Here is a 16,720-nt window from a genome sequence, read left to right as displayed (position 1 = left end):
TCAGTGACCTTCCAGGCCGGCGGCTCTGCGGGACCGCTCGTCCCAGACGGGCTCGACATCAGCGAATGTCGGGCCATGCCCGCGGCGATAGACCATCAGAGTCCGCTCGAACGTGATGACGATGACGCCCGTCTGGTTGTATCCAATGGTCCGGACGGTGACGATCCCCACCTCGGGATGGCTCTTCGAGTCGCGGACGCCGAGGACCTCCGACTGGGAGTAGATGGTGTCGCCCTCGAACACCGGATTGGGCAGACGAACGCGGTCCCAGCCAAGGTTGGCCATCACATGCTGGGAGATGTCGGTCACGCTCTGGCCGGTCACGAGAGCCAGAGTGAAGGTGGAGTCCACCAAGGGGCGGCCCCAGGCTGTCCCTGCCGAATAGTGCCGGTCAAAGTGCAGGGGGGCGGTGTTCTGGGTGAGCAGGGTCAGCCAGGAGTTGTCCGTCTCGAGGACTGTACGCCCCAGAGGGTGTCGGTAGACGTCTCCTACGGTGAAGTCCTCGAAGTACCGACCCGTCCACCCTATGACGGGCTGCGGCGGGGAGGAATCTTCTGTGCGGCTCGGAATGGTCATGGCCTCATTGTCGGAAGCCCTCGATCCGTGTGTGAAATAGCGAATTTTCACCGAGACTATGCGTATGATGCATGAGCTGTGGAGCAGACGTAGTCGAGGAAGCGCTGTGCCACCGGTGAGCGGAGACCCGACGCAGGGGTGATGACCCCGACCGTGCGAGTGGCTCCAGGATCACGCAGGGGAACGACGACGGCGCCTTGCCGGTCCTGGCTGCCGGTAGTGGGTACAACGGCCACGCCCATGCCGGCTTCGACCAATGAGCGCAGCGTGCTCAGTTCGGTGCTTTCCCAGGCAACACGGGGTGTGAAGCCCGCAGCGGCACAGAGGCGGTCTGTGATCTGACGCAGCCCGAAGACTGGCTGCAGAGCGACGAACGCCTCCTCGGCCAGCTCGGACAGCTTGACCGAGCGGCGCCTGGCAAGGCGATGGCCGACAGGCACAAGAAGGCACAACGGCTCCTCCCGCAGGGGTACCCATTCCAGGTCGTCCCCCACGGGCCGCGGGCTGGTCAAACCGAGGTCCAGGCGCCCGCACCGAACGCCGTCGACGACCGAATCGGCAGCATCACCGCGCAACTCGAACGCAGTACGTGGAGCGCGGGAGCGGTACCCCGCGAGAAGTTCGGGCACCAGCCACGTTCCATAGGAATGCAGGAAGCCGAGGGCCACCGTGCCGGCGTCCGGGTCGATCAGCGCGGCGATGCGTTGTTCTGCGGTCTCGATTTCGGCGATGGCACGCAGGGCATGGGCCCGGAAGACTTCGCCGTACCTGTTCAGGCGCAGCCTGTTTTGGTGCCGGTCGAACAGTGGCACGCCGACTCGGGCTTCCAGCCGTCTGATGGCGCGGGACAACGTCGGTTGCGAGATGTTCATCCGCTCCGAGACGAGCGTGACGTGCTCATGCTCCGCCAGTGCGGCGAACCACTGCAACTCTCGGATCTCCATGCTTGGACTATACGCCAGGCGCATGGGGTGGGACGTGATTCGTCATTTCACAAAGCCCGGGCACGGCCGCAAAGTGTCCCCACATCCAATCGAGACTCCATGGGAGGGACCCCATGTCCGAGCCGCATTCCCTTAGGCGCGATCCCGCCCCTGACCACTCCGCCGGGCCTCTGAGCGGGCTAGTCGTCGTATCTCTCGAGCAGGCCGTCGCCGCCCCCTTCGCAACCCGGCAACTCGCCGACCTTGGCGCGAGGGTCATCAAGATCGAGCGACCGGGCAGCGGTGACCTGGCACGTGGCTATGACCGCACCGTACGAGGCATGTCCAGTCACTTCGTCTGGCTCAATCGTGGCAAAGAAAGCGTGCAGCTCGATGTGCGCTCACCGGAGGGCAACCGGCACCTGCACGCGCTGATCGACCGGGCCGACGTCCTGGTCCAGAACCTGGCGCCCGGAGCTGCCGCCCGGCTGGGTATCGGACATCCCGCCCTGGCCGTCAGCCATCCCCGGCTGATCACCTGTGACATCTCCGGCTACGGCAGCAGCGGCAGTTACCGCGACCGCAAAGCCTACGACCTCCTGGTACAGAGTGAAGCCGGGCTGCTGTCCATCACCGGCACCCCCGATACCCCTTCCAAGGTCGGGCTGTCCATCGCCGACATATGCGCCGGCATGTACGCCTACTCCGGCATCCTCACCGCTCTGCTGAAGCGGGCTCGTACCGGGCGGGGATCACAGATCGAGGTCTCCATGCTGGAGGCGCTGGGCGAGTGGATGGGATACGCCGAGTACTACACCCGCTACGGAGGGACGGCACCGGCGCGCACCGGTGCCAGCCACGCCACGATCGCGCCCTACGGTCCCTTCCCCACCCGGGACGGGCAGACGGTCCTGCTCGGTCTGCAGAACGAGCGGGAGTGGGCCTCGTTCTGCGAACTCGTCCTGCAACGCAGGAATCTGGTCGGCGACAACCGCTTCGCGGGGAACGCGGACCGAGTGGCGCACCGCACCGATCTCGACAAGCTGGTGCGTGAGGTGACGAGCAAGCTGTCCGCCAGGGAACTGGTGAACCGCTTGGAGGAGGCCCGAATCGCCTACGCGTATCAGCGCGACATGCAGGAGTTCAGCGACCACCCCCAGCTTCGGGAGCGGGGCCGCTGGTCGACCTTCGACAGTCCTGTGGGACCGCTGACCGGGCTGATCCCCCCGGTCACGTTCCACGGTGAAGCAGACGGCCCCCAGCGCCTGAGGCCCGTTCCGGCATTGGGCGAACACACCGACGCAGTGCTCGCCTGGCTCGACGCCTCCAAGGACGACACACGTGAGGGAGGTACGGCGTGTCCACAGAGCTGATCGGTGTACTCGTACTCGCAGCCGTCTTCGCGGTGTCGAGCCTGCGCGGGCTGAACATGGGCGTGCTTGCCCTGGTGGCGGCCTTCCTTGTGGGATGCGTCTGGCTTGGCCACACCCCCGAGCAGGTGCTGGATGGCTTTCCCGCCGAGATGTTCGTCGTGCTCGTCGCGGTGACCTTCCTCTTCGGGATCGCCCGGGTCAACGGGACCGTCGAGTGGATGGTGCACGCCGCCGTCCGAGTCGCCGGGCAGCGGCTCGGCGTCATGCCGTGGGTCTTGTTCGGTCTTGCCGCGCTGCTGTGTGCCACGGGAGCGGCGTCCCCGGCAGCCGTCGCGATCGTCGCCCCGCTCGGTATCACCTTCGCCGTGGAGCGTGGTATCAGCCCCCTGTATGTCGGTCTGATGGCGGTGAACGGAGCGGCCGCCGGAAGTTTCGCTCCCACCGGCGTCCTCGGCGGGATCGTGAATTCCTCCCTGCACAGCAGCCATTTGACGGTCAACGGCTGGCAACTGTTCGTCGGCACCTTCGTGTTCAACGTCGCTGTGGGGGTGGTCACCCAGGTGGTCTTCGGCCGTCAGCGCATCCATCGGACGCAAGCCCTCACCTCCGACAGCGCGGCGGATTCCACGATCGTGCTGGGAGCAGAACAGGCAGTAACCCTCTGCGCCATGGTCGCCCTGGTCCTCGGCACCACGGTCCTCTCCCTCGACACGGGGTTCCTCGCTCTGTCCCTGGCCTCAGGGCTTGCGCTGCTGTTCCGGCACACCGCGCAGCAGGCGTCGCGAGAGATCTCCTGGTCGGTGGTTCTGCTGGTGTGCGGGATCGTCACCTATATCGCACTCCTGCAGAGCCTGGGCATAGTCGACTCCCTTGGACGGATGATCGCAGCGATCGGCGCGCCGCTGCTGGCCGCATTGATCATTTGCTACGTGGGCGGTGTCGTCTCCGCCTTCGCCTCCACGACCGGCATCCTTGGAGCACTGATGCCGCTGGCAGTCCCCTTCCTCGCGTCGGGGGCCATCGGAACGACCGGTATGGTCATCGCCCTGGCAGCGTCGGCGACCGTGGTCGACGCCAGTCCCTTCTCCACCAACGGCGCTTTGGTCATCGCCAACGCACCCGAGCACCAGCGAGACGACGCCTACCGAGGACTGCTGCGCTGGGGAGCGGGAGTGTGCGGGCTGGCTCCGGTGGCTGCCTGGCTGGTCTTCGTGGCCGTCTAAGGTCTTGCCTCACAGAGGAACAAACATGGAATTCTCCGAACGAAGCATGCTGTTTGTGCCGGGAGACCGGCCTGACCGATTTTCCAAGGCCGCCTCAAGCGGCGCGGATGCTGTTCTGATCGATCTGGAGGACGCAGTACCGGCCGACAACAAGGCCGCCGCCCGAGCAGCAGCCATCCGGTGGCTGGCAAGACACCGCGGCGTGGTGCGTATCAATGCCCCAGGGAGTCCTTGGCATGCCGAGGACCTCGCTGCTCTCGCCGAGGCACCGGCGCTACGGGGGGTGGTCCTGCCCAAGTGCTCGACTGCCGAGCAAGTGGCCTCCGTCATCGACCACCTGCCCTATGGGGTCAGCCTGCTGCCACTGATAGAGAGCGCGATCGGTCTGCGGGAGGCCGGAGCGATCGCCGGTCTGCCGAGAGTGGGACGACTGCTGTTCGGGAGTGTCGACTACGCCCTCGACACGGGAATCACGCCCTCCCCACCAGAGGAGCCGGAGTTGCTGTGGGCCCGTTCCTCTTTGGTAAACGCTTCACAGGCAGCCGGGCTGCCCTCCCCGCTGGACGGTGTTCACACCCGCCTTGACGACGAGGAAGGCTTGGCAACCTCGTCACGGCGAAGCAGGGCGCTGGGCTTCGGCGGCCGGCTGTGTGTGCATCCCCTTCAAGTGGCCACGGTGCATCGCGCCTGGCAACCTACTGACCAGGAGATCCGGTGGGCCCGGGGAGTAATCCAGGCAAGCAGTGCAAGCAACGGCGGCGCCACCCGAGTGGACGGACAGATGGTCGACCGGCCCGTCCTGCAACGGGCCCGACGCTTGTTGTCTCTGGCCGACAAGCCGTAAAGCACCACCAAAGTCTGCCTCTACGCGGGCAGGGACCCTGCGGCTGTCCAGTAGTGAGGCAACCGGGGACGAGATCATCGTGCGAGACCACACGCAAGCCCGCCCGCACACCGCGCGGCGCGGTCATGGCACGAGGCGCGCCAGTTCCACTCTGGACTGAATGGCGAGCTTGCGGTAGATCTGGCGCAGATGGAAGCCGACGGTGTGCGGGGAGATGAACAGTTCGCTCGCGACCTGGCGGTTGGTCAGCCCCTGTGCGACGAGCCGGGCGACTTTGGCTTCGGTGCTGGTGAGGCTGTCCCAGCCAGTCTCGGGCCGGGTTTCGTGGCTCCAGTGCCGGCGTCGGACTCCGAGGCGCCGCAGCTTGCGCCGAACGCGCGCCGAGTCCCATTCCGCACCCACCTCCTCGTAGATCACCATCGCGCGGCTCAGTTCCTTCACGGCCTGCTCGCGGTCGGTCTCACGCTGGAGTGACCCGAGGTCTTCGGCGAGCGAGGCCACCGTCCACGGATCGCCGTAGAGCTTTCCGAGCCCGGCGAGCGCGGTGAGATCGCCGTCCAGCAGCGCCCGGCCATACCTCGCCGCCGCCACCACCGGGCTGTGACGCTGATTGACCGCGGCGATCTCCTCGGCGGTGGCCACGATCCGCTCCGCGAGCGGCCGCTGGTCCGCCGCCAGCGCGGTGCGTACCGACCACGCGGTGCCCAACGGGGCCTCGAGCACCAACTGCCGGCGCAGGGAGGAGTCCTCTGCCAGGGCGCGGATCTCGTCGATCGCCGCGTGCGCGCCCGATCTGGCCGAGGACACCATCCCGGTGAGCAGTCGCCGCATCGCCGACCACCAATGGACCAGTTCGGCGGGGATCGACTCGTGCAGCCGCCGCAGCCCGTCGGCGGCTGCGGTCAGGTCACCACGCCGTAGTGCGCAGAAGACCAGAACCGCGCGGAGCGGGGGTCGTAGAGCGGCATCTCCGCCCGCTTCGATGCCGCGAGTCCCGCGGCCGCCTCCGTCTCGGCCGCGGCGACATCGCCCTTGACGAAGAAGATCATCGCGCGCAGGGTGAGCGGGACCGGGGTGAGCACGCCCATGCCGTCCGAGTCGACGGTGCGTCAGGCGGTGTCGGCCGCGACCAGCGCCTCGTCGAGCCGGTGGAGCCTGGTCAGCATCCACGCCTTGGTCCACAGTGGATCGCTCTGGCAGGACTCGGTGACGTGCTCGCGCAAGTCCACCGCGTCCTCCACGCAGGCGAGCGCCTCGTCGAGCCGTCCTTCACGCCACTTCGCCATCGCCCGCACGTTCAACGCCGCCACCCGCACCTCGACGCTGTACGCGGCGGGGGCCGCGAGCACCCGGTCGACCAGGTCCTTCTTTGCGGTCTGGTCGGGCGACAACATGTTCAGCATCAGCAGTTCGGGCTCCGGAGGGTCCGAGGGAACCGTGGCGGAGAAGGGCTCCTGGGAGACCTGCTGCGCGGCGGAGGCGTCGCCGCGCAGCATCAGCGCCCTTGCCAGCCAGGTGCGCAGCGGGCGAACGGACTCCACCGGGGCGGGCCCGGCCACCCGCAGCAGTTCTTCGGCGAGAAATCAAAAACCAACTCCCCCGCTATGTGGCGACCCGCTATGTGGCGAACCCCACGGCACAGACGTAACAGAAGATGACAGGAGGGTGGCTTTCCTAGGGAATTCCCCAGGAAAGCCACCCTCCTGTCATCAGGCTCTCAGCGTGCGCCCGCGCGCACCGGCAGGGTGGTCAGCCCCCGCAGGAGAATGCTGCTGCGCCACCTCAGGTCGCCCGGGGCCACCGCGAGGGTGAGCTCGGGGAACCGGGCCAGCAGCACGCGGAAGGCAATCTCGCCCTCCACTCTGGCCAGCGCCGCCCCCAGGCAGTGGTGGATACCGTGCCCGAAGGCGAGACCACCGCCCTTGGGACGGCCGAGGTCCAGCTCGCCGGGCCGTTCGAACACCTCCGGATCTCGGTTGGCCGAGCCGATCCCCAGCAGGACCAGCTCGCCTGCCGGGATCGTCGTGCCGCCGATGGTCACCGGCTCGGCGGTGAACCGCGTGGTGCCATGCTGACCGGGCTCTCCAGGCGGAGGAACTCCTCCACCGCGCCCGGAAGCAGCGCCGGGTTCGCACGCAGCCGCGCCAGCTGGTGCGGGTCGCGCAGCAGGGCCAGCACCCCGTTGCTGATCAGGTTCGCCGTGGTCTCGTGCCCGGCCATCAGCAGCAGTGACGCCATCGAGGTGGCCTCGGCCGACGACAGCTGGTCGGCCCCCTCCCCCGGGGCCAGGATCGCGGAGAAGATGTCCTCGCCGGGAGCCGCCCGTTTGGCGGCCACCAGCTCGTCCAGGTACTCCCGCATGGCCGCCGACGCCGCCATCTGCTCCTGCGGCGTCGTCGACGTGAGGATCGTGTGGGACCACTCGCCGAACTCACTTCGCCGGTCGTCCGGCACGCCGAGGATCTCGCAGATCACCGTCATCGCCAGCGGGAACGCGTACTCCTCGATCAGGTCGACCGAGTCCGCCCCGGCGGCCAGCTTCGCCGCCCTCGCCTCGGTCAGATCGGTGGCCAGTTGCTCGATGCTCGGGCGGAGCCGATCGATGGCCCGTCCAGTGAACGCCTTGTTCACCAGCTTGCGGAGCCGGGTGTGCTTGGGCGGGTCCGAATTGAGCATGTGGTCGTGCAGACCCATGTCCAGGTCCACGGCGTCCTCGGGCAGTTCGGCCGCGCGGCGGAGGATCCTGGCGATGGCACCGGCGTCCTTGCGCAGCCGGGGATCGGTCATTCCGGCGCGCACGTCCCCGTATGTGGTGACCAGCCAGAACGGCGGCGCCATCGGCACCCGCACCCTGGTCACCGGGCGCTGGGTGCGCAGCAGTTCGTAGAGCTGGTACGGATCGTTCATGAAGGCTTCGTCGAGATCGACCACTCCGTCGCCGGAGTCGGGGATCGCGTGTCCGGCCGGGCACTGGGATGTCGTCATGACAGGGGTACTCCTCTGGGTCGTCGGCGGCTCGTCCCGCCGTGTCAATCGGGAATTCCGCCCACCAGGCGGTTCAGCACGAGGGCGGCCATCGCGGCGGGGTCACCGTCCTCGGGCCGCAGCACCAGCTCCGGCGACTCGGGCGCCTGGTACGGATCGTCGATCCCGGTGAAACCGGTGATCGCGCCCGCGCGTGCCTTGGCGTAGAGCCCCTTCGGGTCCCGGGACTCGCAGACCGCGGGCGGGGTGTCGAGGAAGACCTCCAGGAACGGCAGCCCGGCGAGTTCGTGCGCCTCCCGCACCTTCGCCCGGTCTTCGGTGTAGGGGCTGATCAGCGAAACCACCGCGACCAGTCCGGCGTCGGCGAACAGCCTGGCCGCCTCGCCCGCGCGCCGCACGTTCTCCGCACGGTCGGCTTGGCCGAATCCCAGCCCGGCGTTGATCCCGTGCCGCAGGTTGTCCCCGTCCAGCAGGTAGGCCGGGCGGCCGGCGGCGATCAGCAGCCGCTCGATCTCCACCGCCACACGGGATTTCCCGGCCCCGGACAGTCCGGTCAGCCAGATCGTGGCGCCCCGCGAGATCCGTTCGTCCCGGCTCACCGCGGTGGCGTGCCAGACCGCCTCCGGCCGGGCGGGCTGGGCCAGCACGGTCCCGGCGGCGACGGTGTTGTTGGTCCGCTCGTCGACCAGGATGAAACTGCCGGTGACGCGGTTGCGGCGGTACTCGTCGACGAACAGCGGCTCCTGCGCCCGCAGGCTCACCCGGCCGATCTCGTTGAGCGCCAGCGCATCCGCGGCCTCGTCGCGGTGCAGCGTGTTGATGTCGAGCCGGTAGTCCACCGAAGCCACCAGCGCGCGGGTGGTGCGCGTGGTGTGCCGCACGAGGTACCTGTTGCCCGCGGACAGCTCGCTCCGCTCGGTCAGCCAGCACACCATCGCGTCGAGCTCGCGGGCCGCCCGCGGCTGGTTGCGCGGGCGGCAGATCAGATCGCCCCGGCCGATGTCGTGCTCACCGTCGAGCTGCACGGTGACCGCCTGCGGCGGAAAGACCTCGGCGAGTGGCGCACCGCCCGGCCCGGTGATCGCCGCGACCGTGGTGTGCACGCGCGACGGGAGCACCAGCACCTCGTCACCCGGTTTGAACACCCCGCCCGCGACGGTGCCCGCGTAACCGCGGAAGTACCCGGATTCGTCCGGCGTACGGATCACGTACTGCACCGGCAGGCGCGCGTCGATCAGGTTCCGATCCGAGGCGACGTGCACCTCCTCCAAGTGGTGCAGCAGCGAAGTGCCTTCGTACCAGGGCATCGCGTCGCCGTGGTGCACCACGTTGTCGCCGGTGAGCGCGGACATCGGGACGAAGCTCAGGTCAGCCAGCGACCACCCTCCGGCCGGCCGGCCTGCATGGCCTGGAGGTACTGCCGGAGCAGCCGATACCCGCCGGAGTGATCGGCGTCGGTGTACCACCGTGCGTATTCCGGGAAATAGCCGAAACCGAACTGAAGCGACACGTGCGCGGCGTCCAGCAGCGGCATTTCCTCCTCGGGTTCATCATTGGCTATCTCATGGCTGTCCACGAATCCAGGGAACGTCCAGGACATGGCGCGCACGAACCGCTCGCCCGCCCGTATGCGCGGATCGGGGCCATTGCCGCGCGCGGTGCCGCCGGCCGGGATCGGGTCCAGGGATTCCCGTCTCCGCTTCGTCAGGCATTCGTCGAGGCCAGAGGCCGAGGCTCCTCCAGTCGCCTCTCCCTCGCGGCCCCCACTTCGTCTGAGCGATGCCCTGACCGAGCCGGCGGCGCTCTCTGGTCATGCGAAGGGACCCCCGCCCAGCGGGCTGGGAGTGGGTGAAAGCAAGCGGACCCAGTGCACAACCAGTGCACACTCGCGCGGGAAGTCCCGGGAACTCCCAGGTAGCAGAGGCAAGTACGGCGGCCTGGCCGAGCGCCCTGACCAGGGCATACCCCCTGGCAGAGCCCTGATGGCGGACGAGTCGGCCTGTACGCCGGGTTCTGTCCTGAATCCGGGACGTCCGCTGCTCCTCGCGGGGCCTGGCGGTACCCAGTTCGCCTTCGGCAACGCCCCCCAGTTCGCCACCGCCGCCCGCCCCGTCGACGGTGACGAGCACTGGAGCACCTGTGGTCCCTGCTCGACGCGGGCGCCGACATCAACGCCGCCAACCTCCGGTCAGACCCTCCTCGACCTGACCATCCGGTTGGCCCCCCGTACCCCGAGCGTCAGATACACCTCCCGCTGGGCCGGGGAGCCGTCAGCCGCGAACTCGCGGACACACACGTGGACGCACTCGTCACCAGGCTGCCGTACCGCGACGAGGACTTGCTGCGCATCCTGCGGAACCAGGTCCGCTTCCTCCTCGCCACGGGCGCCCCGTACGACCACCCGTTGGACGCAATGCTCGCCACCGTCGCCCCGGCACGGACGGCAGGACGGCCCGCGAAAGCGCCCAGCACCATGTCGCCCACGGCCTGACCCACTACCAGGCGGTGGCAGACCAGCTGGCCACCTGAAGCCGCGGTGGCGCGGCGGCGCGGCGGCGCGGCGGCGCGGAGGTACCGACGGGCGCGTGGTGTATGACCGGCGCACGCAATCCGGCCCGGCGCGACGGCGCCCGACGACGGTCCACGGGGATGGGGCGGGGGAGCATCGTGCGCTCGGCTGTCCGGTTGACGTCGTCCGGTCGGCGATTGTCACCCGTTTGACGCTGTGCATCACTGTGACCAGGAGAACCGGCGGGGTGCCCTGGGCTTGCGTTCTTCGCCCGCGGCCGGACTTCTCGGCAGATTTGCCCTCGGAGAGGACCCCCATCATGTTGCTCTTGGCCGATCCCCAGACCCTGTCGGCGACCGACGCCGTCGCACGGCAAAGCACCCTGCTGCTGACGCCGTCCGTTGCCACCATCCCGGTCGGCGGCTCGCCGTTGGGCGTGACGCTGACCCCGGACGGGGGACGGGCGTACGTCGCGAACCAGTCCTCGGACGACATCAGCGTCATCGACACCGCCACGAACACCGTCACCCTGACCATCGCCGCGCCCGGTGGACCGAGCCTGCTGTCCTTCTCGCCGGACGGCACCCGCGCGTACGTAACCCTGTTCGACACCGGCAGCGTCGGTGTGATCGACACCGCCAGCAACGTCCTCACGACAACCATCCCGGTCGGTGCCGGAACCGTCCAGGCCGTGNACCATCCCGGTCGGTGCCGGAACCGTCCAGGCCGTGTTCACACCGGACGGCACCCGCGCCTACGTCACGTGCCAGACCGCCGGTGTCGTCGGCGTCATCGACACCGCCACGAACTCGGTCACCACCACCATCACCGGCCTCAGCCTTCCGACCGGGGCAGCGGTCTCCCCGGACGGCACCCGGGTCTACGTGCCCAACGCCGGCGACGGCACCGTGGCCGTGATCGACACCGGCACCAACACCGTCAGCGCGAGCATCCTCACCGGTGACGTGCCCATCCTCGTCGCCCTCACACCGGACGGCACCCGCGCCTACGTCAGCGTCGCCGGGGAGAACGCGGTCAAGGTGATCGACACCGTGACCAACACGGTGACCGCCGCCATCCCCGTGGGCAACGGCCCTCGTATGGTGGCCATGAGCCCGGACGGGACCTCCGTCTACGTGGCCAATCTCAGCTCCCATACCGTCACGGTGATCGACACCGCCACCAACACCGCCATCGACAGCATCCCGGTGGGAAACAGCCCGATCGGCGTCGCGGTCACCCCGGACTCGTCCCGCCTGTACGTCACCAACAGCGCCGACAACACCGTCAGCGTGATCGCACTGACCCTGATGCCCGGTCAGGGCACAACCGCGGGCGGGACCATCGTGACCATCCGCGGTCACAACCTGGCATCCGCCACCGCGGTGCACTTCGGCGGCGCCGCGGCCACGATCCTCTCCAACACCGCGACCTCAATCACCGTCAGAACCCCGTCCGGATCGGGCGCGGTCCCGGTGACGGTCACCACCCCCGGTGGTACCGCCGGTTTCGGCACCTTCATCTACCGCCCCGCCCCGCTGCTGTCCGGCATCAGTACCACCAGCAACCCCTATGGAGGGGCAGGACCCGCGATGGGGCCGGTCAACGGCGGAGGCACCGCGGTCATCACCGGAGTCAACCTCTCGGGCGCCATGGCCGTGCGCTTCGGCTCCCGTCAGGCCGTCATCCAGTCCGTCACCGACACCGCGATCACCGTCACGGTCCCCAGCGCCTCCGCCCCCGGCCCCGTACCGGTCACCGTCGTCACACCCGGCGGAACCGCAGGCGGTCTCACCTTCACCTACGTGGCCGGACCCACCGTGTCCGGTGCGGTCCCCACCACCGGACGCACCGCCGGGGGCACCGAAGTCACCCTCACGGGCACCGACCTGGCCACCACGGACCAGGTCACCTTCGACGGCGTCGTCGTTCCCTTCACCGTCGTCTCCGACACCACGGTCACCGCCATCGCCCCGCCCCACCCCGCCGCCGACAACATCACCATCACGGTCACCACCCTCGGCGGCCCCACCTCCTGGAGCGGCTTCAGCTACCAGGACCCCACCATCTGACGTGTCCGAAGGCCGCTCTCCACGGCCGATCCCGCCCGCGCCGGCCCCGAACCGACTCCATGCCGTCGGCTCGGGCGGGCCGTCATCGCTGCCACCTGACGGGTACGTCGCGGGCCAGGGAGGTCTGCTCGAACGGGTCGCGCTGCTTCGGGAAGCTCGCGGCGCATTAGCCCGGGCAGGCGTAGACGACGCCACCACCGGCACTCGCGCCGTACCCGATCGCGACGACGACCGGCCTGCCCGTCGGCCGCTGACAGCGAGCGCAGATCTGGCGCGTCAGCCGCGGCGATGCATCTCGCGCGGCGTGCAACGAATCCACGGCGGGGTCCTGCTGTGCTGTCCACGCCTCAGCGCGGACCCGAGCGTAGTCCCGCGTCTCCCCTACCTGCTCAGTGAGTTCGGCAGCCTCCCCGATCCCATCGCCGGCCGCGGCATCGTCGCCGTCCCGCGCCGACAGCACAGCGGCCCGGAGCTGGAGTGTGCCCGGACCGCTCGGGTGGTGCGCTCGCCATCGTCGTCCAGGTCTCGCAGCGCGTGCCGCATCAGCGAGACACCGCGGACCAAGCGGAAGTCTCGCGCACCGCGGCCATCTGCGCCCGCTCGTACCGCTCGATCGCGACGTGCCGCGGATCACCGGACTGTGGCGCGGCGACCGCCATGCGCGACAACGCCAGCCGGGCCAGATCCAGGTAACCGAGGCGGTACGCGACAATCGCCGCGGTGCGCGAGACTTCCGCCTGTAGATCAAGGGGCCCGCTCCCGGCGCTCACCCGGTGAGGAGTGCACCTGGGTGTTGATCGCGACCTCGCTGATCAGGCCCGGCAGGCGTTCGGCGATCTGCAGGAACTCGGCCTTCACTCGGAGCCGTACGATCCGATCCGCTCGGTCTCGCTCTCCAGCGCGTCCGCCGGTCGGCTCCGCCGGTACGCCTGATCGGCCCCCGTCGTTTCGGTGGGGCCGTCGCGCTTCCTTGACACGATGAAACGCCCCTCCCGGCCGCTGGCGAACGTGCAGTAGATGCGCTCCCTACAACGCTTTGACCGGATAGGGAGCGTGGGCGGCGGACGAGTCGGGGTGGGCTCCGGGCTTGGTGATGCCGCACGAAACAGCGAACCGGCAGGCGTACGAAGCGGCGCATGCCGTGCTGCTGGAACGGGCAGCCGCCCACGGGCAAGGGCGGCGGAACGGCGGAACGTGGTCCAGCAGGCACGTGAGGCGAGCATCCCCGTGGATATCGTCTGGCCGGACGGGGTATCCCGCCGGGCATGACGAAAGCCGCTCGCCCGGCCGAAGGCCGGACGAGGGGGCATACGTATCAGTGGCGGCGCCGATCCGGGGCCAGAGCGGCTGGTCAATGCACGATGATGATCCTGCATGACCAGCTTGGGCGAGTACCGGGCCGTGCCCGCTGTAACTACGAATTTGCAAACGGGCGTTGACCGTGCCGGCACGGTGGCAGAGTCCTCCTCATGCAGATATCCAGATACAGATACCTTGCCGCGGGCCTCTTCCTGGGCGCCGCCCTGACTCTGACCGCTTGCGGTCAGCAGGGCACCGGCCCGACGGTGGCCGGCTCCGCCCCGAGCCTCGGCGCCACCCACTCCCCCTCGCCCATCCACTCCCCCGTCGGCCCCGCACGGGGCAATGTGGAGCCCGACTCCCACGACGGAGCCCCGCACTACCGCGAGAACAATGGCTTCAAGATCCCCAAGGACATGTCCCCCGCCAGCGAGGAGATCGCCCGCAAAGAAGCCGCCCGCATCAAGCCCGTCCTTAAGCGGCTTTGGACAGCCAAGGTGTGGGATGCCAAGAGTGTGCGCGCGGCGCTGCTCAAGCTCGGCTACCGAAACGAGGGCCCGGACAGCGAGCAGGGGCGCGGAACGCTCTTCGTGCGAGCCCACGACCCCGACAGCAACCCAGGTGCCAGCGTCGCCCTCAACGTCCGTCACGACGCCTGTGTGACCGCGTTCGTGCAGTCGACCAACTACCAGGTCACGGTCAACGGCCGGTTCCTGGAGACCGGGTGCTTCGAGCCACGCGGCGGCCACTGAGCGCCGAGGTTCCCTGCGATTCCCCGATCGCCGAGTGCCATGAGTGGCTGCGCTGCACGCTCAGGCATCGTGGCGAGATCACCCAGATGGCCCAGGCCAGAGACTCCAACAGGTCAGCCCCTGTCGCCGGACCTCCGGCCCTACGGCTCGTGGCTGCTTTCATGACTACGTACGTAGCCACACGCCCCGTCGCCGGGGTCGGACTCCTTGCGCGAGACGCTGTGTCGGTCGCGGTATCGGGCGGCGGCCATCGGGTTGATCGCGTACACCTTGCGCTTGCCGGTCCGCAGGACGGCGACCAGCAGGCCGCGGGAGGTCTCGATCGCCACGGGGATCGGATTCTCCTGGCTGTCGCCGTGCTCGGGCTCCACCCGAACGTCTGCGCCTGCCATTACGTGCGGGGGATCGACGGTGTCCCCAGCGTGTTCGCCGAGTACGTCGACGGCGGCAGCCTGGCCGAGTGGATCGGCGACGGGCGCCTCTACGCCGGGGACGCGCGGCAGGCCCTCGCCCGTGTTCTCGACACGGCAGTCCAAGCGGCCCGTGGGCTCGAGCACGCCCATCGCAGAGACCTGGTGCACCAGGACGTGAAGCCGGCCACCTTCGGCACGAGCTCGCGGTTCTGCGTCGGCAGGTCACCGCGCCCAAGCCCGGCTGGCCGGACCGTGCGCTGTTCGCCGTTCTGACCCGACTGATCCCCCAAGCCCTGCGTGAACGCCGGATCGTCTCCCCGCGCACCCTGCTGGCCTGGCACGGGCGCCTGGTGAAGCAGAAGTGGACGCAGCCGCCGTGTACCGGGCGACCGCCCCTGCCGGAGGAAATCCGCAACCTGATCATCCGGCTCGGCACCGAGAATTCCCGATGGGGCTTCCGACGTGTGCACGGCGAACTGCGCCGCCTCGGGCACAAGGTGAGCCCCGCCACCGTCCGGCGTGTGCTGCGTCCCGCCGGTCCCGGTCCCGCGCCGCGTCGCCAGCCAGCGCGCGTTGAGTGGGCGGCGTTCCTCAAAGCCCAGGCCAGCGGCCTGCTCGCCACCGATCTCTTCCATGTCGACACCATCAGCCCGCAGCGGCTCTACGCGCTGTTCATCATGGAGGTGCGCACCCGCACCGTCCACATCCTCGCAGTCACCGCCCACCCCACCGCCGCATGGGCCACTCAGCAAGCCCGGCAGTTCCTGTGGCAACTCGTCGTGCAGCGATCGGCATATCCGGGGCCGGTACGACGCGAGCAAGGGCAAGGCACTCGCTCTGAGCACGGAACTTCAGGGCTGACAGTTTCCTCCGCTGAGAGCTGAGACGGCACTCAGACGGCACCCACACTTCAGGAGTGAAGCATGCGGTCTTCAAGACGTCACAGACGCCTCGCGTCCGTCGTCCTCACGCTGGCCACCGCCTGCCTGGCGGTCACGGCAGCGCCCGGTGCGTACGCCGCCGGCGTTGAACCGACGGCCGCCGGCACATACGTGGCACCCCTCGTACGCCTTCGTGGAGGCGTCGTGCTCCGGGGCCACCACGGCGGAGCTGACAAGTCAGCAGGTGCCGCGACTCACCGCGGACACCACGCTGGTGACGGTGCAGGTGGGTGGCAATGACGTCGGCGTCGTCGACACCATGACGCACTGCATCCTCACCATCGACGACAAGGACTGCGTCGCCGGGGCGGAGGCCGCGAAGTCCGCCGCGACCAGCAATCTGCCGGACGCCCTGGCGAGCACCTACGCGTCGGTGCGGGCGAAGGCGCCGAACGCCAAGGTCGTGGTGGTGGGCTATCCGCGGCTGTACACGATCGGCGGCACCTGCGGCGTCTTCGGGCTGAGCGACACCGAACGTACGGCGCTCAACTCGCTTGCCGACACCCTCGACTCGGTACTGGCGGACCAGGCCACGAGGGCCGGGTTCACCTTCCTCGACCCACGTGCCGCCCTCGACCCACGTGCCGCCTTCGCCCCACACACCATCTGCTCGCACGCCGAGACCTGGGTGACAAGTCTGGAGTGGGACAAGATCAACGAGTCCTACCACCCCAACAAGGCCGGGCACCGTGACGGATACCTGCCCTTGCTGACCGCGCTCGCGGGCTGACCGCTACGACTCCGCGTCCGACGGCGCCGGACGCGCATCACGCCCAGGCCGACGCGATCGTCGACCGTGCGGAACGGGCG

At 68.9% G+C, this 16,720-nt stretch carries 19 protein-coding genes and 4 pseudogenes; 11 read left to right on the top strand and 12 right to left on the bottom strand.

Annotation, left to right across the window (positions count from 1 at the left end; genetic code table 11):
• Together IEJ02_RS34375 and IEJ02_RS34370 are read right to left on the bottom strand one after the other, a co-directional pair.
• Window positions 1-576: a MaoC family dehydratase gene (locus IEJ02_RS34375; RefSeq protein WP_191068413.1), complete on the bottom strand. Its 576-nt coding sequence runs from the start codon at window positions 574-576 to the stop codon at window positions 1-3.
• Window positions 577-632: 56 nt separating this feature from the next.
• A complete protein-coding gene (locus IEJ02_RS34370; RefSeq protein ID WP_223864944.1) occupies window positions 633-1,520 on the bottom strand; it encodes a LysR family transcriptional regulator in 888 nt (295 codons plus the stop codon).
• Window positions 1,521-1,633: 113 nt separating this feature from the next.
• Between IEJ02_RS34370 and IEJ02_RS34365 the strand changes: the two genes are divergently transcribed.
• The 3 genes from IEJ02_RS34365 to IEJ02_RS34355 are packed head-to-tail and all read left to right on the top strand — an operon-like array spanning window position 1,634 to window position 4,939.
• Window positions 1,634-2,872 carry a CaiB/BaiF CoA transferase family protein gene (locus tag IEJ02_RS34365; RefSeq protein WP_191068411.1) on the top strand — a complete coding sequence of 413 codons (1,239 nt, stop codon included), beginning with the start codon at window positions 1,634-1,636 and terminating at the stop codon, window positions 2,870-2,872.
• Window positions 2,857-4,095: an SLC13 family permease gene (locus IEJ02_RS34360; protein ID WP_191068410.1), complete on the top strand. Its 1,239-nt coding sequence runs from the start codon at window positions 2,857-2,859 to the stop codon at window positions 4,093-4,095. The genes IEJ02_RS34365 and IEJ02_RS34360 overlap by 16 nt, the downstream gene beginning before the upstream one ends.
• Before the next feature lie 25 nt (window positions 4,096-4,120).
• Entirely contained in the window at window positions 4,121-4,939 is an 819-nt protein-coding gene (locus IEJ02_RS34355; protein ID WP_191068409.1) for an HpcH/HpaI aldolase/citrate lyase family protein, read from the top strand.
• A 123-nt stretch (window positions 4,940-5,062) separates the two neighbouring features.
• Here the strand turns inward: IEJ02_RS34355 and IEJ02_RS34350 are convergent, their stop codons facing one another.
• From IEJ02_RS34350 to IEJ02_RS34325, 7 genes are all read right to left on the bottom strand, one after another.
• Window positions 5,063-5,770, bottom strand: a complete 708-nt coding sequence (locus IEJ02_RS34350) for a LuxR family transcriptional regulator (RefSeq protein ID WP_191068408.1) — start codon at window positions 5,768-5,770, stop codon at window positions 5,063-5,065.
• A 71-nt stretch (window positions 5,771-5,841) separates the two neighbouring features.
• Window positions 5,842-6,027: a hypothetical protein gene (locus tag IEJ02_RS34345; protein ID WP_191068407.1), complete on the bottom strand. Its 186-nt coding sequence runs from the start codon at window positions 6,025-6,027 to the stop codon at window positions 5,842-5,844.
• 21 nt (window positions 6,028-6,048) lie between these two features.
• Window positions 6,049-6,498 (bottom strand): hypothetical protein, encoded by a 450-nt coding sequence (locus tag IEJ02_RS34340; protein ID WP_191068406.1) that lies wholly within the window; start codon window positions 6,496-6,498, stop codon window positions 6,049-6,051.
• Between the two features lie 158 nt (window positions 6,499-6,656).
• Window positions 6,657-6,980: a cytochrome P450 gene (locus IEJ02_RS49215; protein ID WP_275561546.1), complete on the bottom strand. Its 324-nt coding sequence runs from the start codon at window positions 6,978-6,980 to the stop codon at window positions 6,657-6,659.
• Window positions 6,977-7,924: a cytochrome P450 gene (locus IEJ02_RS34335; RefSeq protein ID WP_223864943.1), complete on the bottom strand. Its 948-nt coding sequence runs from the start codon at window positions 7,922-7,924 to the stop codon at window positions 6,977-6,979. The genes IEJ02_RS49215 and IEJ02_RS34335 overlap by 4 nt, the downstream gene beginning before the upstream one ends.
• A 44-nt stretch (window positions 7,925-7,968) precedes the next feature.
• Window positions 7,969-9,276 carry an adenylyl-sulfate kinase gene (gene cysC / locus IEJ02_RS34330; RefSeq protein ID WP_191068405.1) on the bottom strand — a complete coding sequence of 436 codons (1,308 nt, stop codon included), beginning with the start codon at window positions 9,274-9,276 and terminating at the stop codon, window positions 7,969-7,971.
• Window positions 9,277-9,287: 11 nt separating this feature from the next.
• Window positions 9,288-9,500, bottom strand: coding sequence for a hypothetical protein (locus IEJ02_RS34325; RefSeq protein ID WP_191068404.1), 213 nt, complete (start codon window positions 9,498-9,500; stop codon window positions 9,288-9,290).
• A 720-nt stretch (window positions 9,501-10,220) separates the two neighbouring features.
• Between IEJ02_RS34325 and IEJ02_RS34320 the strand changes: the two genes are divergently transcribed.
• The 3 genes and pseudogenes from IEJ02_RS34320 to IEJ02_RS49200 all read left to right on the top strand — a co-directional run bounded on the left by IEJ02_RS34320 (window position 10,221) and on the right by IEJ02_RS49200 (window position 12,505).
• Window positions 10,221-10,415: a hypothetical protein gene (locus tag IEJ02_RS34320; protein WP_191068403.1), complete on the top strand. Its 195-nt coding sequence runs from the start codon at window positions 10,221-10,223 to the stop codon at window positions 10,413-10,415.
• A gap of 337 nt (window positions 10,416-10,752) precedes the next feature.
• Window positions 10,753-11,061 (top strand): annotated as a pseudogene (locus tag IEJ02_RS49210) (YncE family protein); the annotation flags it as partial.
• Window positions 11,062-11,161: 100 nt separating this feature from the next.
• On the top strand, window positions 11,162-12,505 hold the full coding sequence (locus IEJ02_RS49200; RefSeq protein ID WP_317985995.1) for an IPT/TIG domain-containing protein: 1,344 nt from the start codon (window positions 11,162-11,164) through the stop codon (window positions 12,503-12,505).
• A 542-nt stretch (window positions 12,506-13,047) separates the two neighbouring features.
• On the opposite strand, the gene IEJ02_RS34310 is transcribed toward IEJ02_RS49200, so the two are convergent.
• Both IEJ02_RS34310 and IEJ02_RS50030 read right to left on the bottom strand, forming a co-directional pair.
• Entirely contained in the window at window positions 13,048-13,275 is a 228-nt protein-coding gene (locus IEJ02_RS34310; protein ID WP_191068402.1) for a hypothetical protein, read from the bottom strand.
• An 84-nt stretch (window positions 13,276-13,359) separates the two neighbouring features.
• On the bottom strand, window positions 13,360-13,482 hold the full coding sequence (locus IEJ02_RS50030; protein WP_263408008.1) for a hypothetical protein: 123 nt from the start codon (window positions 13,480-13,482) through the stop codon (window positions 13,360-13,362).
• 80 nt (window positions 13,483-13,562) lie between these two features.
• Here IEJ02_RS50030 and IEJ02_RS49195 point away from each other — a divergent pair.
• A pseudogene (locus tag IEJ02_RS49195) lies at window positions 13,563-13,774 on the top strand (hypothetical protein); the annotation flags it as partial.
• Window positions 13,775-13,974: 200 nt separating this feature from the next.
• Window positions 13,975-14,556: a hypothetical protein gene (locus IEJ02_RS34305; RefSeq protein ID WP_223864942.1), complete on the top strand. Its 582-nt coding sequence runs from the start codon at window positions 13,975-13,977 to the stop codon at window positions 14,554-14,556.
• Between the two features lie 143 nt (window positions 14,557-14,699).
• On the opposite strand, the pseudogene IEJ02_RS34300 reads toward IEJ02_RS34305, so the two are convergent.
• Window positions 14,700-14,918: pseudogene (locus tag IEJ02_RS34300) on the bottom strand (IS110 family transposase); the annotation flags it as partial.
• Between IEJ02_RS34300 and IEJ02_RS34295 the strand changes: the two are divergent.
• From IEJ02_RS34295 to IEJ02_RS34285, 3 genes and pseudogenes are all read left to right on the top strand, one after another.
• Window positions 14,916-15,155: pseudogene (locus IEJ02_RS34295) on the top strand (protein kinase); the annotation flags it as partial. The pseudogenes IEJ02_RS34300 and IEJ02_RS34295 overlap by 3 nt on opposite strands.
• A gap of 164 nt (window positions 15,156-15,319) precedes the next feature.
• Window positions 15,320-15,853, top strand: coding sequence for a helix-turn-helix domain-containing protein (locus tag IEJ02_RS34290; RefSeq protein WP_191068401.1), 534 nt, complete (start codon window positions 15,320-15,322; stop codon window positions 15,851-15,853).
• Window positions 15,854-15,995: 142 nt separating this feature from the next.
• Entirely contained in the window at window positions 15,996-16,640 is a 645-nt protein-coding gene (locus tag IEJ02_RS34285) for an SGNH/GDSL hydrolase family protein (protein ID WP_223864941.1), read from the top strand.
• The last annotated feature ends 80 nt before the right edge of the window (window positions 16,641-16,720 follow it).

It is taken from the genome of Streptomyces sp. 5-10, from assembly GCF_014712245.1.
GTDB classification, from domain to species: Bacteria; Actinomycetota; Actinomycetes; order Streptomycetales; family Streptomycetaceae; genus Streptomyces; species Streptomyces violaceusniger.
This window is presented reverse-complemented; position numbering and strand designations above follow the sequence as displayed.